Raw genomic sequence first — 12,760 nt, forward strand, 5'->3', positions numbered from 1 at the left:
GGCGACGGGGGAGGGCCGGTCAGCCGCGGATGGTCCCCGTGCACTCGCCGAGGCTGATCCGGCCGCCGGCGCCCGGGGCGCTCGCACGCAGGGTGACCGTGTCGCCGTCCTCAAGGAAGGTGCGGCTCGACCCGTCGTCGAGGGTGACCGGCTCGGTGCCGTTCCACGACAGCTCGAGGAAGCTGCCGCGGGTGCCGGCTTCCGGGCCCGAGATGGTGCCCGACCCGAAGAGGTCACCCGCGCTCACCTTCGCGCCGTTGACGCTGAGGTGGGCGAGCATCTGCTCGGGCGCCCAGTACATCGTGCGGTACGGCGGGCGGGAGACGACGGTGCCGTTCCACTCCACCTCGTACTCGATGTCGATGCCGCGGGCCGCGGCTCCGGTGAGGTAGGGCAGCGGCTGCGGGTCCTGCGCGGGCAGCGGCACGCGAGCCGGCTCGAGCGCGACCATCGGGGTGACCCACGCCGAGATCGTCGTCGCGAAGGACTTGCCGAGGAAGGGGCCGAGCGGCACGTACTCCCAGGCCTGGATGTCACGGGCCGACCAGTCGTCGAGCAGCACGACGCCGAAGAGGTGCTCGGCGGCCTCGTCGACGCTCAGGCTCTGCCCGATCTGCGTGCTCCCGCCGACGACGAGACCGAGCTCGGCCTCGATGTCGAGCTTGATGCTCGGGCCGAAGGTCGGGGCGGCGTCGCCCGGGGCCTTGCGCTGGCCGTGGGGGCGACGCACGTCGGTGCCGGAGACGACGACGGTGCTCGAGCGGCCGTGGTAGCCGATCGGCAGGTGACGCCAGTTCGGGGTGAGCGGCTCGGAGTCGGGGCGGAAGATCCGCCCGACGTTCGAGGCGTGGTGCTCGCTGGCGTAGAAGTCGACGTAGTCGGCGACGGCGAAGGGCAGGTGCAGGGTCACGTCGTCGAGGTCGTGCACGTGCTCGGCGAGCACCGGGGCGCGGTCCTCGTCGGCGACGAGCTCGGTGAGCCACGCACGGGTCGGCTCCCACTCCTGCGGCACCTCGAGCAGGGCCGTGAGGTCCCCGCCCGAGTACGGCCGTGCGTCGCGGTGGCAGACCTGCGCGGCCGCGGCGACGTCGAGCACCTGCTCGCCGATGCGCACGCCGAGACGGGGTGCACCGGCTCCGACGGAGAAGGACCCGTAGGGCAGGTGGTGGGGGCCGAAGGGGTGGTCGGTGCCGACGGCGAGCCAGGGGTGGGTGGTCATGCTGCTCCTGCCACGAGGTCGAGCTCGGCGAGCTCGGTGATGGGGTCGGTGACGCCGCAGCACCCGTAGGCGGTGAGGGTGCGGCGGACGCGGTCGGTGCGGTCGGCGTCCCAGGTGCGCACGGCGGCGGCGAGGACGGCGGGGTCGCGCTCGGCGAGGATCTCGGCGAGCCGGTCGGTGTCGGGTGCCAGGGCGTCGGTGATCGCGGCGTCGACGGCGACGAGCACGTCGAGCAGCCCGTGCTGCGGACCGCCGTCGTGGTCGCCGCGCACGACGTGGTGCAGACCGCCGGTGAGCTTGGTCGAGATGCCCAGCTGGACGACGTCGGTGATGTGCCGGGCCAGCTCGTGCTCGTCGGGCCACTCCCACGTGGGGGTGGCGCCGGTGCGCAGCTTCGCCTGGACGGCGTGGCCCTCCTGCTGACCGTCGCGGACGTCGGCGAGGGCGCGGTCGCGGTCGGCGCCACGCGGGATCTCGAGCACGAGGGGGCGGTCGGCGAAGGGGAGGGAGCGCCAGTCGGCCTGCCAGCCGATCTCGACGCCGCGCACGTCGAGCGCCGTGCCGTGGGTGGCGTCGAGCGCGGCGCTCACGTCTGCGGCGGGCGTGCCCGGCCGGGCGACGACGACGACCCCGACCGGGGTGCCGCCGGCGAGGGTCACGAGCTCGCCGACGCCGGAGGCGGGGACGAGGAGCGGCCCGACCATCGCGGCGTACCAGGCGGCGCGGTGCTCGTGGTGCTCGGCGAGGGCGCGGGGGAGGGGGGCCTGACCCGGGGGGAAGACGGCGGCGTCGTCGACGAGCCCGGCGAAGAGCGCGGCGGGTGGGGCGGGCGTCATCGCGTCTCCTGGTGTCCGTTTATCGGTCGAGATCATCCGTGCAGCGGACTCCACCGTGGTGCGCCGCCCGGGTCGATGTCAAGCGCACGACCTCCGTCACGGACATAGGGTGCCCCCATGCCCGACGCGGAGCACAGCCAGGGCGCGGTGCGGCCGCGCGAGTCCGTCCAGACCCTCGACCGGGGGCTGCGCGTGCTCGAGGTCCTCGCCCGTCCAGAGGTGGCCGGTGGCCTGACCGTCGCCGAGCTCGCCCGTGAGCTCGGCGTGGGGCGCACCGTCGTCTACCGCCTCGTCGAGACCCTCGCCGACCACGGCCTCGTCGGACGGGCAGGAGACGGGCGCTGCCGGCTCGGCATGGGGCTGACCCAGCTCGCGGGCTCGCTCGGCCCGCGGATCCGGGCGAGCGCCACCCCGACCCTGCGCCGTCTGGCCGACGAGGTCGGTGCGACCGCCCACCTCACCCTCCTCGAGAGCGGGGAGGCGGCTGCCGCGGTCGTCGTCGAGCCGTCGTGGACCGATCTGCACGTCGCCTACCGCGTCGGCACCCGGCACGCCCTTGACGAGGGCGCCGCCGGCCGGGCGGTCCTCGCCGGCCGGGCGGGTGACCTCGGGGCCGTGATGACCAAGGGGGAGCTGCAGTCGGGGGCCGTCGGGGTCGCCGCGCCGCTGCCGCCCGGGTGCGGTGTCGAGGGCTCCGTCGGGGTCGTCTCGCTCGGCGAGCTCGACCTCGCGTCGGTCGGCCCGAGGATCGTCGCCGCGGCGGCCGAGGTCGCCGCGCGACTGGGCTGACCCCCCCTTCGCCCCCGTCTTGACAGGGCCGGGCGACCTCGCGACCATGAGTCCGGAAGAAGGACATAGTCGTCCGATAGTCGGACGGTGGCTCAGGAGGTCTGCGATGGCGTACTACCGCGCGACGGGCAGCATCCCGCCCAAGCGGCACACCCAGCACCCGGACGGCGAGGGCGGGCTCTACTACGAGGAGCTCATGGGCGAGGAGGGCTTCTCGAGCGACAGCTCGCTGCTCTACCACCGCGAGATCCCCAGCGAGATCACCGCGAGCGAGATCTGGGAGCTGCCCGACCAGACCCTCACGGCGAACCACCCGCTCAAGCCCATGCACCTGCAGCCGCACCGCCTCTTCGGCGAGGACGACGCCGCGGTGGCCGCGGTCGACGCCGTGCAGGGCCGCCGCCTCCTCCTCGGCAACGGCGACGTGCGGATCTCTTACGTCGTCGCCGGCGCCGTGAGCCCCTGGTACCGCAACGCTGTCGGCGACGAGCTCGTCTACGTCGAGCGCGGCGCCGGACGCGTCGAGACGGTCTTCGGCTCGCTCGAGGTGGCGAAGGGCGACTACGTCGTCATGCCCCGCGCGACGACCCACCGCTGGCTGCCCGCGTCCTCGGCCGACGCGGCCGACGGGTCCGTGCTGCGCCTGTACGTCTGCGAGGCGAGCAGCCACATCCAGCCGCCGAAGCGCTACCTCTCGAAGCACGGCCAGCTGCTCGAGCACGCCCCGTACTGCGAGCGCGACCTGCGCGGCCCCCAGGGGCCCCTGCTCGCCGAGGACGTCGGTGCCGAGCGCGGCGAGAGCACCGAGGTGCTCGTGCGCCATCGTGGCAACGGGCCCGGCGGGGTCGTCGGCACCCGCTTCACCTACCCCTTCCACCCGCTCGACGTCGTCGGCTGGGACGGCTGCCTCTACCCCTACGTCTTCAACATCGCCGACTACGAGCCGATCACCGGCCGGGTCCACCAGCCGCCGCCCGTGCACCAGGTGTGGGAGGGGTGGAACTTCGTCGTGTGCAACTTCGTGCCGCGCAAGGTCGACTACCACCCGCTGTCGATCCCGGTGCCGTACTACCACTCGAACGTCGACAGCGACGAGGTGATGTTCTACGTCGACGGCGACTACGAGGCGCGCAAGGGCTCGGGCATCGGACGCGGCTCGATCAGCCTGCACCCCGGCGGGCACGCCCACGGGCCGCAGCCGGGCGCCTACGAGAAGTCGATCGGCATCGAGTACTTCGACGAGACGGCCGTCATGGTGGACACCTTCCGGCCCCTCGAGATCGGCGAAGGGGGACTGGCCTGCGACGACGGCCGGTACGCCTGGAGCTGGACCGGCGGGCGCTGACCGCTCGGCCGGTCCCGGTCGCGCTCAGACGGGGACGCCGAGCCGGTAGCCCCGCTTGACGACGGTCTGCACGAGGTCGCGCCGGCCGGCGGCCTCGCGCACCCGTGACACGGCGACCTCGGCCGCGTGCGGGTCGGTGGAGTCGCCGGGCAGCACACCGAGCAGCTGCTCGCGGGAGACGACGGCGCCCTGGGCGTCGACGAGGGCGCGCAGCACGGCCAGCCCGCTCGGCGAGAGCGGCAGCACGCGCTCGCCGAGGATGGCCGCCGTGCCGCGCACCTGCAGCTCGCCGGCGACGGTCGTCACGGCCGGGCACCGGGCGCCGGAGTAGTGGGCGAGCACGGCGCGCACCAGTGCGCCGAGGCGGCCCCGCTCGGGGACGACGGGCTCGATGCCCGCCTCGCGCAGGGGTGCGGCGGTGACCGGCCCGACGGCCGCGGCGACGAGGTCGCCGCTCGCCGCCCGGGCGACGAGGTCGCCGAGGACCCCTTCGCCCCGGGCCGCGTCGAGCCAGGCCTGCGCCCCCGGGGCAGAGGTGAAGACGACGCAGTCGATCGCCCCGGCAGCGCTGTCGCGCACGGAGGCCGCGACCGCCTCGGGGTCGCGCGGCGGTCCCCAGCGGTAGACGACGAAGGGGGCGACGTCCGCCCCGGCGTCGGCGAGCGCGACGTCGAGCCCGTCCGCGCCCGCCCCGTGGTGCTGGATCGCGACGCGCAGGCCGCTCACCCCTTCGTCGAGGAGCAGACGCAGGATCTCCGCCGAGGTCTCGGACTCGGCGACCCAGTCGGGGGTGAGGCCGGCGGCCATGATCGCGCCCTTGGCCTTCGGGCCGCGGGCGACGACGCGCGTGCCGGCGAGCACGTCGTGCAGCTCGGCGCCCAGACCGCCGGCGTCGGCGGCCTCGAGCCAGCCGCGGAAGCCGACCCCGGTCGTCACGACGAGCACGTCGGGCGGGGCCGCGACGAGGTCACGGGTGGCACGCAGCAGCTGTGCGTCGTCGGTGTGCGGCACGATCGTCAGCGCCGGGGCGTGCCGCACGCTCGCGCCGCGACGCTCCAGCGCGGCGGCGAGGTCGGCCGAGCGGCGGTCCGCGGTGACGAGGACGACGCAGCCGGCGAGGACTGCCGGGAGCGCGGTGCTCACGCGACGGCCTCGACGAGGGCCCGCGCGTCGAGGAAGCCCTCCGCAGCCACCGCCCCGACGACGACCACTGCCGGGGAGCGCACACCGATCTGCGCGGCGACGGCGGCGACCTGCGACAGGGGCGCGCGGGTGACCCGCTCGTCGGGCGTGCTGCCGGACTCGACGACGACGACGGGGGTGGAGGGCGCGGCACCGGCCGCGAGCAGCGAGGCGGCGTGCTCGGCCAGGCGGGCGACGCCCATGAGGACGACGAGCGTGGCCTCGCCGGTGACGACGGCGCTCGTCGCGGTCGCGGTGAGGGGCTCGTGCCCGTGGGTGACGTGGACGGCGCCGACGACCCCCCGGTGGGTGCTCGGCACCCCGGCGAGCGCGGGGACCGCGAGGGCGCTGGAGATGCCGGGCACCACCTCGACCTCGACGCCCGCGTCGCGGCAGGCGAGGACCTCCTCGCCCCCGCGCCCGAAGACGAAGGGGTCGCCGCCCTTGAGCCGCACGACCACCTGACCGCGCCGGGCCCGCTCGACGATGAGCTCGTCGATCCGCTCCTGGCTCATCGCGTGCTGGCCCGGGGCCTTGCCGACGTCGATGATCTCGACCCGCAGCGGCAGGTCGTCGAGCACGGAGGTCGGGCCGAGCCGGTCGGCGACGACGACGTCGGCGCTGCGCAGGTGGCGCAGGGCGCGCACGGTCAGCAGGTCGGGGTCGCCCGGTCCGCCGCCGACGAGGACGACGCGGCCCGGCGTGTGTCGAGGTGCCATGACCTCATGCTCCGACGGGCGACGGCTCCGGCGATGACGTCGGTGTTGCGCCGGTGTTTCGGCCGCTCCCGACGAGGACCCGTCCCGCCTCGACCCGCACCGGCCAGGTCGGCAGCACCCGCTCCTCCCCGCCGACGGTGTCGAGGCAGACCCCGGTGCGCAGGTCGAAGACCTGCTTGTACATCGGCGACACGAGGCACGGCCGGTCGCCGCACGTGCCGACGATGCCGCGAGCCATGACGTGGGCGCCGCTGTACGGGTCGCGCTGGTCGACGGCGAAGACCTCGCCGCTGGCCGTGCGCACGACGGCGACCTGCTCGCCGTCGACGAGGGCGAGCACCGCCTCGTCGAGACCGATGGTCTCGACGTCGCACACCGTCGTCCAGCTCATGAGCGCACCTCCAGGGTCGTGCCGGCGACGAGCACCGGGCCGGATCGTTCGGCCGGCGTCGCCGGCCGGGCCTGGCCGCGCTCGGCGACGTAGGCGAGGGTGTCGTCGTGCGCGTCGGGCGCGTTGACGAAGGTCGTGAAGCGCGCCAGGGTCTGCGGGTCCTCCAGCGCCGCCGCCCACTCGTCGACGTAGGTGTCGACGTGCTGGGCCATCGCGGCGTCGAGGTCGGCGGCGATGCCCAGCGAGTCCTCGAGGACGACCGCCCGGATCGCGTCGAGACCGCCCTCGTGGTCCTCCTGCCAGGCCGCGGTGCGCTGGAGGCGGTCTGCCGTGCGCACGTAGTACATGAGGTAGCGGTCGATCGCGCGGACGAGCTCGTCGGTGGGGAGGTCCTCGGCGAGCAGCTGGGCGTGGCGCGGGGTGAAGCCGCCGTTGCCGCCGACGTAGAGGTTCCAGCCGTGGTCGGTGGCGATGACGCCCACGTCCTTGCCGCGCGCCTCGGCGCACTCCCGGGCGCAGCCGGAGACCCCGAGCTTGATCTTGTGCGGGCTGCGCAGACCCCGGTAGCGCTCCTCGAGGGCGATGGCGAGGCCGACCGAGTCCTGCACCCCGTAGCGGCACCACGTCGAGCCGACGCAGGACTTCACCGTGCGCAGCGACTTGCCGTAGGCGTGACCCGACTCGAAGCCCGCGTCGACGAGCCGGCGCCAGATGTCGGGCAGCTGGTCGAGCCGGGCCCCGAAGAGGTCGATCCGCTGGCCGCCGGTGATCTTCGTGTAGAGGCCGAAGTCGCGGGCGATCTCGCCGATGACGATGAGCCCCTCGGGGGTGATCTCGCCTCCGGGGATGCGCGGGACGACGGAGTAGGAGCCGTCCTTCTGCATGTTCGCGAGGTAGCGGTCGTTGGTGTCCTGCAGACCGGCCCGCCCCTGCGTCAGCGGGTGCTCGTTCCACAGCGACGCGAGCACCGAGGCGACGACCGGCTTGCAGATGTCGCAGCCCCGCCCGCGCCCGTGCCGCTCGAGGACCTCGGTGAAGGAGCGCAGCTGCCCGACCCGCACGACGTCGAAGAGCTGGGCGCGCGAGAGGTCCAGGTGCTCGCACAGCGCGTCGCTCACCTCGACGCCGGAGCGCTCGAGCTCGGTCGTCATGAGGCGCTTGACGAGCGGCAGGCAGGACCCGCAGCTCGTACCGGCACGCGTGCAGGCCTTGACCGCGGGCAGGTCGGTGCACGCGTGCTCGGTGACCGACCCGCGCACGGTGCCGGCGCTGACGTTGTTGCACGAGCACACCGTCGCGTCGTCGGGCAGCTCGGCCGAGGGAGCAGCGCCCACGCCCTCGGGCAGGAGGTAGGAGACGGGGTCGCCGGGCAGCTCGCGGCCGAGCATCGGGCGCAGCCCGGCGTAGGCGGAGGCGTCGCCGACGAGGATCCCGCCGCGCAGGGTGCGGGCGTCGTCGGACAGGACGAGCTTCTTGTACACCCCGGCGACCGGGTCGGAGACGACGACGTCGAGGCTGCCGGGCTCGGTGCCGAAGGCGTCGCCGAAGCTCGCGACGTCGACACCGAGCAGCTTGAGCTTCGTCGCCGTGTCGGCGCCCGGGAAGGTCGCGGCTCCGCCGAGGAGGCGGTCGGCGGTGACCTCGGCCATCGCGTAGCCGGGGGCGACGATGCCCCACACCCGGCCCTCGATGCAGGCGACCTCGCCGATCGCGGAGATCGCCGGGTCGGTGGTCCGGCACGCGTCGTCGACGACGACGCCGCCGCGCTCGCCGATCTCGAGCCCGCACGCGCGGGCCAGCTCGTCGCGGGGCCTGACCCCCGTCGCGAGCACGACGACGTCGACGGGCAGGGCGGGCCCGTCGGCGAAGTGCATCCGGTGCACCCGTCCGCGCTCTCCGCTGATGCGTGACGTGGCCGTGCCCGTGCGCACGTCGACGCCGAGCCCGGTGATGAGGCGCCGCAGGGCCTCGCCACCGCCGTCGTCGACCTGGATCGGCATGAGCCGCGGCGCGAACTCGACGACGTGGCTGGCGACCTCGAGCGCCTGCAGGGCGCCGGCGGCCTCGAGCCCGAGCAGGCCGCCGCCGACGACCGCACCGCGCAGCGGCCGGTCGTGGCGCTCGCGCAGCGCCTCGACCCACTGCCGCAGCGCCGCGACGTCGTCGATGGTGCGGTAGACGAAGCAGCCCTGGAGGTCGGTGCCGGGCACCGGGGGCACCGCCGCCGAGGAGCCGGTCGCGAGGACGAGCTCGTCGAAGGGGAGGACCCTGCCGTCGCTGCACGTCACCTCGCGCGCCTCGCGGTCGACCCGGGTCGCGGCCACGCCGCGCCGGATCGTCACGAGCGGGTCGTCCCAGATCTCCGCGCCGCCGAGGGAGAGGTCGTCGGGGTCGCGTCCGGAGAAGTACGACGTCAGCGCGACGCGGTCGTACGGCGCACGGGGCTCCTCGCACAGGAGGGTGATCGCCCAGCGGCCGTCGGTGTCGCGCTCGCGCAGGGCGTCGACGAGCCGGCGGGCGACCATGCCGCCGCCGACGACGACGAGCTGCTTCGGGTGGTGGGTCATGGCAGGAGCCTCTCGGTCGGACGTGTCGTCGGGTGTCGGTCGCGGTTTCGCCGTCGTCACGGTGTGCTCACGCGGGTGCGTCGGCAGGTGTGAGGGCGGCGAGGAGAGCGCAGACGTCGGCGCGGCAGGAGCCGCACCCGGTGCTGGCGCGGGTGCGGGCGGCGACCTCGGCGACGTCGTGAGCGCCGTCGGCGACGGCGGCGCGGATCGCCCCCTTCGTCACGCTCGAGCAGCGGCAGACCACGCCCTCGTCGGGCAGCTCGGTGACGGGCACGCGGGCGACGGGCTCGCCGGCGAGGGCGGTGAGGAGGAGCCGCGCGGGGTCGGTGGGCAGCGGGGTCCGGCGTGTGTACGCGACGACGAGGTCGGCGGCGACGTCCGGGCTGCCGATGCACGTGGCGCCGACGAGACGGTCGCCGACGACGCTCACCTCGACGTGCCGCCCGGCGGCGGGGTCGCTGAGCGCGACCGTGCGCGCGTCGGCGCCGCCGCTCACCCCCATCGTCACCACGTCGACTCCGTGGGCCTTGACCCGGACGACGTCGTCCCCAGCGGGGGTGGGAGCCGGGGCCGGGGGTCTCGTCCCGCTCGTGAGGAGCTCGGCGAGCCGCGCCGACTGCGCCCAGCCCTGGGCGACGAGGCCGGTGCCGCCCTCGGGCGGCTCGGCGCAGTCGCCGACGGCGAAGACCCGGGGGTCGGCCGTGCGGCTGTGCTCGTCGACGAGCACGCCGCGCCCGACGGCGAGCCCGGCGCCGCGGGCCAGGTCGGTGTCGGGGACCGTGCCCGCCGTGACGACGAGCAGGTCGGCGGGGACGACCTCGCCGTCGGAGAGGCGCACTCCCTCGACGGCGCGCCGGCCGTCGGCGCTCGCCGTCGTGACGACCTCCGTCGCGCCCCGGCCGAGCCGGTGCCCGACGCCGAGGTCGTGCAGGGAGCGGGCGAGCACGTCGGCGGCCTGGCTGCCGAGCTGGCGGTCCATGAGACCGGCGCCGGGGTGGACGACGACGACCGCGAGACCGCGGCGTCGCAGACCGGTCGCGACCTCGAGCCCGAGGACCCCACCGCCGAGGACGACGGCGTGACGGGCCGTGCGGCTCGCGGCGACGACGGCCGTCGCGTCGCCGAGGGTGCGCAGCGGGTGGACACCGGCGGGCAGCGTGCCGCCCTCGCCGCCACGCAGACCGGGCAGGTCGGGCACGCGGGCCCGCGCGCCGGTGGCGAGGACGAGGAAGTCGTAGCGCAGCCGGTGGCCGTCAGACGTCGTCACGGACCGGTCCGCCCGGTCGACCGAGGCGACCGCGACCCCTTCGTGCACCGCGAGGCGGTCGTGCGGCAGCGGCGGCAGGCCGATCTCGCTCGCCGCGTACCGCCCGGCGACGACGTCGGATAGCAGGACGCGGTTGTAGGGGGTCGTCGCCTCGGCGCCGAGGACCGTGACGTCGAGCCGGCCGGCGGAGTCGGCGGCGAGCAGGTCGTCGGCGACCCGCGCCCCGACCATGCCGGCGCCGACGACGAGCACGCGGGTCATCGCACGGCCCCCGCGAGGTCGGCCGTGCCGGGGGCGTCGGCGGCCGGGGTGAGCGAGATCGTGCACACCTTGAGCTCGGGCATCGAGGAGACGGGGTCGACGACGGGCGAGGTGATCTCGTTGACGCCGCCCGGCCCGGCCCAGTGGAAGGCCATGAAGACCGTGTCCGGTCGGGTCCCGGCGTCGACCCTCACCCGGGCGGTGACCCGCCCGCGCAGGCCGTCGAGGTGGACGAGGTCGCCGTCAGCGACGCCGGTGCGCTCGGCGAGGAGGGGGTGGACCTCGACGAAGGGGTCACCGGCCGCCTCGACGAGCTCGGGCACCCGACGGGTCTGCGCGCCGGACTGGTAGTGCGCGAGCACGCGACCGGTGACGAGGTAGACCGGGGTGGTCGGGCCGAGGTCGTCGGACGGCCCGCGGTGGCGGACCGGCACGAGGCGGGCCCGCCCGTCGGGGGTGGGGAAGCGGTCGAGGAAGAGACGCGGGGTGCCCGGGTGGTCCGGGGTGCCGTCCGGCGTCGCCGGGCACGGCCAGTGCAGCGCGGTGCCGCCGTCGTCCGCGCCGCTCGCCTCCGCTGCGTCGAGCCGGGCGTGGCTGAGACCGGAGTAGTCGGCGACGCCCCCGGCGGAGGCGCGGGCCAGCTCGTCGAAGACCTCGGCGGGGTCGCTCGACCACGTGCCGGGCGCCCCGAGCCGGCGGGCCAGCTCGGCCCACACCCACAGCTCGGAGCGCACGCCGGCCGGCGGGCGCACCGCGGCCCGGCGCCGCAGGACCCGGCCCTCGAGGCTCGTCATCGTGCCCTCCTCCTCGGCCCACTGGGTCACCGGCAGGACGACGTCGGCGAGCAGCGCGGTCTCGGACGGCACGAGGTCGCACACGACGAGCAGGTCGAGCGCGGCGAGGCGCTCGCGGACGCCGGAGCTGCCGGGCACGCTGACCGCGGGGTTCGAGCCGTGCACGAGCAGGGCGCGCGGTCCGCCCGGTCGCCCGAGGGCGTCGAGGAGCGCGACGGCGGGGATGCCGGGACCGGGCAGCTCGTCGGGGTCGACGCCCCACACCTGGGCGACGTGCGCCCGGGCCGCGGGGTCGGTGATCGAGCGGTACCCGGGCAGCTGGTCGCACTTCTGGCCGTGCTCCCGACCGCCCTGGCCGTTGCCTTGCCCGGTGATCGCGCCGTAGCCGCTGCCGACCCGGCCGACGAGACCGAGGAGCAACGAGAGCGCGATCGCCGCGCTCACCGTGTCGGTGCCCTGGCGGGACTGCTCGACGCCGCGCCCGGTGAGGACGTAGGCGCCGGCGCCGCCGCGGTGGGGAGCGGCCGCGGCGAGCAGGTGCGCGGTGCGCCGCAGCGTGCGGGCCGGCACCCCGCAGACCTGCTCGGCCCGCTCGGGCCACCACGGGGCGACCGCCGAGCGGAGCGCGTCGAGCCCGCTCGTGCGCTCGGCGACGTACCGCTCGTCGAGGAGGCGGTCGGCGAGGACGACGTGGGCCAGGGCGAGGAGCACGACGAGGTCGGTGCCCGGCAGGGGCTGCAGGTGGATGCCCGCGCCGTCGTCGGCGAGCGCGGCGGTCGCGCTGTGCCGCGGGTCGGCGACGACGAGGCCACCCCGCCGGCGCACCCCGGTGAGGTGGGCCACCGCGGGGGGCGAGGTCTCGGCGAGATTGGAGCCGAGGAGCAGGACCGCGTCGGCGCCGGCGAGGTCGGCGAGGGGGAAGGGCAGGCCGCGGTCGAGACCGAGGCTGCGGTTCGTGGCCGCCGCCGCCGAGCTCATGCAGAAGCGGCCGTTGTAGTCGACCATCGCCGTGCCGAGGGCGACCCGGGCGAGCTTGCCCAGGACGTAGGCCTTCTCGTTCGTCAGACCGCCGCCGCCGAAGACAGCGACGCTGTCGGCGCCGTGCTCGCGGCGCAGGTCCGCCAGCCGGTCGGCGACGAGGTCCAGCGCGTCGTCCCACGACGCCGGTGCCAGCACGCCGTCGGCGCCGCGCACGAGCGGCTCGACGAGACGGTCGGGGGCCCGCAGCAGGGCCGGCGAGGTCCACCCCTTCTGGCACATCCCTCCCTTCGACGTCGGGAAGGCACGCCCGGCGGGCTCGACGGCGCCGTCCGCGCCGACGGTGAGCCGCTGCGCGCACTGCAGCGCGCAGTAGGGGCAGTGGGTGTCAGTGGCTCGGGTGCCGGTCATG

General features: G+C 75.5%; 10 protein-coding genes. 2 read left to right on the plus strand and 8 right to left on the minus strand.

Going from position 1 to position 12,760, the window contains the following annotated elements; all coding sequences use genetic code 11:
• Window positions 1-19: 19 nt before the first annotated feature.
• A complete protein-coding gene (gene fahA, locus EEW87_RS01010; RefSeq protein ID WP_123091019.1) occupies window positions 20-1,219 on the minus strand; it encodes a fumarylacetoacetase in 1,200 nt (399 codons plus the stop codon).
• Window positions 1,216-2,055, minus strand: coding sequence for a hypothetical protein (locus EEW87_RS01015; protein WP_123091018.1), 840 nt, complete (start codon window positions 2,053-2,055; stop codon window positions 1,216-1,218). The genes fahA and EEW87_RS01015 overlap by 4 nt, the downstream gene beginning before the upstream one ends.
• Window positions 2,056-2,172: 117 nt before the next feature.
• Between EEW87_RS01015 and EEW87_RS01020 the strand changes: the two genes are divergently transcribed.
• Together EEW87_RS01020 and EEW87_RS01025 are read left to right on the plus strand one after the other, a co-directional pair.
• Window positions 2,173-2,844 (plus strand): IclR family transcriptional regulator, encoded by a 672-nt coding sequence (locus EEW87_RS01020; protein ID WP_123091017.1) that lies wholly within the window; start codon window positions 2,173-2,175, stop codon window positions 2,842-2,844.
• 106 nt (window positions 2,845-2,950) lie between these two features.
• A complete protein-coding gene (locus EEW87_RS01025) occupies window positions 2,951-4,189 on the plus strand; it encodes a homogentisate 1,2-dioxygenase (RefSeq protein WP_123091016.1) in 1,239 nt (412 codons plus the stop codon).
• 24 nt (window positions 4,190-4,213) lie between these two features.
• On the opposite strand, the gene EEW87_RS01030 is transcribed toward EEW87_RS01025, so the two are convergent.
• The 6 genes from EEW87_RS01030 to EEW87_RS01055 all read right to left on the minus strand — a co-directional run bounded on the left by EEW87_RS01030 (window position 4,214) and on the right by EEW87_RS01055 (window position 12,759).
• On the minus strand, window positions 4,214-5,332 hold the full coding sequence (locus EEW87_RS01030; RefSeq protein ID WP_123091015.1) for a uroporphyrinogen-III synthase: 1,119 nt from the start codon (window positions 5,330-5,332) through the stop codon (window positions 4,214-4,216).
• A complete protein-coding gene (gene cobA, locus EEW87_RS01035) occupies window positions 5,329-6,090 on the minus strand; it encodes a uroporphyrinogen-III C-methyltransferase (protein ID WP_123091014.1) in 762 nt (253 codons plus the stop codon). Before cobA ends, EEW87_RS01030 begins: the two co-directional genes overlap by 4 nt.
• 4 nt (window positions 6,091-6,094) lie before the next feature.
• Window positions 6,095-6,481, minus strand: coding sequence for a nitrite reductase small subunit NirD (gene nirD / locus EEW87_RS01040; protein WP_123091013.1), 387 nt, complete (start codon window positions 6,479-6,481; stop codon window positions 6,095-6,097).
• A complete protein-coding gene (gene nirB, locus EEW87_RS01045; protein WP_123091012.1) occupies window positions 6,478-9,048 on the minus strand; it encodes a nitrite reductase large subunit NirB in 2,571 nt (856 codons plus the stop codon). Before nirB ends, nirD begins: the two co-directional genes overlap by 4 nt.
• A 67-nt stretch (window positions 9,049-9,115) precedes the next feature.
• On the minus strand, window positions 9,116-10,576 hold the full coding sequence (locus EEW87_RS01050) for an FAD-dependent oxidoreductase (protein ID WP_123091527.1): 1,461 nt from the start codon (window positions 10,574-10,576) through the stop codon (window positions 9,116-9,118).
• Window positions 10,573-12,759 carry a molybdopterin oxidoreductase family protein gene (locus tag EEW87_RS01055; RefSeq protein WP_123091011.1) on the minus strand — a complete coding sequence of 729 codons (2,187 nt, stop codon included), beginning with the start codon at window positions 12,757-12,759 and terminating at the stop codon, window positions 10,573-10,575. Before EEW87_RS01055 ends, EEW87_RS01050 begins: the two co-directional genes overlap by 4 nt.
• Window position 12,760: the final 1 nt, after the last annotated feature.

Origin of the sequence: Janibacter melonis (assembly GCF_003721155.3) — a bacterium.
Taxonomy (GTDB): Bacteria; Actinomycetota; Actinomycetes; order Actinomycetales; family Dermatophilaceae; genus Marihabitans; species Marihabitans melonis.

Coding starts and splice junctions, on each gene's coding strand:
- fahA (WP_123091019.1), bottom strand. CDS start 1,219: ATGACCACCCACCCCTGGCTCGCCGTCGGCACCGACCACCCCTTCGGC.
- EEW87_RS01055 (WP_123091011.1), bottom strand. CDS start 12,759: ATGACCGGCACCCGAGCCACTGACACCCACTGCCCCTACTGCGCGCTG.
- EEW87_RS01050 (WP_123091527.1), bottom strand. CDS start 10,576: ATGACCCGCGTGCTCGTCGTCGGCGCCGGCATGGTCGGGGCGCGGGTC.
- nirB (WP_123091012.1), bottom strand. CDS start 9,048: ATGACCCACCACCCGAAGCAGCTCGTCGTCGTCGGCGGCGGCATGGTC.
- EEW87_RS01020 (WP_123091017.1), top strand. CDS start 2,173: ATGCCCGACGCGGAGCACAGCCAGGGCGCGGTGCGGCCGCGCGAGTCC.
- nirD (WP_123091013.1), bottom strand. CDS start 6,481: ATGAGCTGGACGACGGTGTGCGACGTCGAGACCATCGGTCTCGACGAG.
- cobA (WP_123091014.1), bottom strand. CDS start 6,090: ATGGCACCTCGACACACGCCGGGCCGCGTCGTCCTCGTCGGCGGCGGA.
- EEW87_RS01015 (WP_123091018.1), bottom strand. CDS start 2,055: ATGACGCCCGCCCCACCCGCCGCGCTCTTCGCCGGGCTCGTCGACGAC.
- EEW87_RS01025 (WP_123091016.1), top strand. CDS start 2,951: ATGGCGTACTACCGCGCGACGGGCAGCATCCCGCCCAAGCGGCACACC.